2 protein-coding genes are annotated in these 1,047 nt (G+C 70.0%); both read right to left on the bottom strand.

Features of this window, described 5'->3' with window-relative positions:
• Positions 1-169: 169 nt before the first annotated feature.
• Entirely contained in the window at positions 170-373 is a 204-nt protein-coding gene (locus BN2279_RS09775) for a hypothetical protein (RefSeq protein ID WP_059008318.1), read from the bottom strand.
• 110 nt (positions 374-483) lie between these two features.
• On the bottom strand, positions 484-903 hold the full coding sequence (locus BN2279_RS09770) for a hypothetical protein (protein ID WP_159037181.1): 420 nt from the start codon (positions 901-903) through the stop codon (positions 484-486).
• Positions 904-1,047: the final 144 nt, after the last annotated feature.

Below are 1,047 nucleotides of genomic sequence, written 5' to 3'. Positions count from 1 at the left end.
ACCGCCCAGCATGCGAACGCGGCAGGATATTCTTATTTTTGCAGGGAGGAAGCGGAATAACAGAGGTTCTGCCCGGCTGGTGGGCGGGGAGTTGTGTGTAAGAAACCGCCAGGGGCAGAGAACGGACCCTCCCCCCCCCCCGCCCCACCCGCCGCCGGGACCGGCGCGCTCAGCCCTGCGGCGGTTCGAGCGGCGCGATCCCGTCCTCCCGCCGCACCCCGTCGCGATGCTCGGCACGCGCCTCGGTGCGGTGCCCCCGCGCGATGTAGTCCCGCACGACGGCCTCCACGGCATCCTGCGGCGAACCGATCCCCGCGAGGACCATCACCTCCACCACCAGCTCCGCGTCGAGACTGATACTGACCTTGGCCACGGCCACGCCCCCCTCCATCGGACGAACGGACTCCGGCCCCCACGCCGCCCGGTCGGCAGAGACAGCCACGACATCCCGCGCGCTGACGCTCCCACACGAATCGGTTCCCGTCAGGCGACCCGGACCAGAAGTATGACCTGGTTCGCCGCCGGACCGTCAGTGGGGGAGTCTTCGAGGGCAATCAGCGACTGGGAGGTCGCCAGGAGGAACGGGATGGCCGGATGATCACCGAAGGCGGCACGCAGCGTAGCCGCCGCGGCGAGCAGGGCGATGCGGGCGGAGGCGAGCGTGGTCGGGTCGGGGGCGGCCGTCCGGTCCGCGATGGGCGCGATGAGGGCACACGCCTCGTCGGCGAGGGCCTTGGCCCGCTCGTCGGTCCTGCGCCCGGCAAGCGGGTGGGACAGGTGTCCACGGGCCCGGTGCAGCGGAGGCAGGGGGTTCTCGGGGGCGCGGACGTTCCGTCCTGATGAGGTGAGGAGTGGTTGGGCGAGGAAAGCGTCGAAGGAGTCAAGGGGCGAGCTGTTTCGCACCTGCGCCGGGTGGGGGGGAAACCAGAGGTGCACAAGCCGGGCGTAGGCGGCGACAGCCGTGCGCCGGCCTCTTAGTAATATCGGTCGATGCCGACGAAGAGGCGCTCGTTGATCGACGAGGCTAGCGCACTACGGTGAGACAAA

It is taken from the genome of Streptomyces specialis (assembly GCF_001493375.1).
In the GTDB taxonomy this organism is placed as follows: domain Bacteria; phylum Actinomycetota; class Actinomycetes; order Streptomycetales; family Streptomycetaceae; genus Streptomyces; species Streptomyces specialis.
The sequence above is the reverse complement of the archived record's forward strand: the minus strand, read 5'-3'. Positions and strand labels throughout refer to the sequence as shown.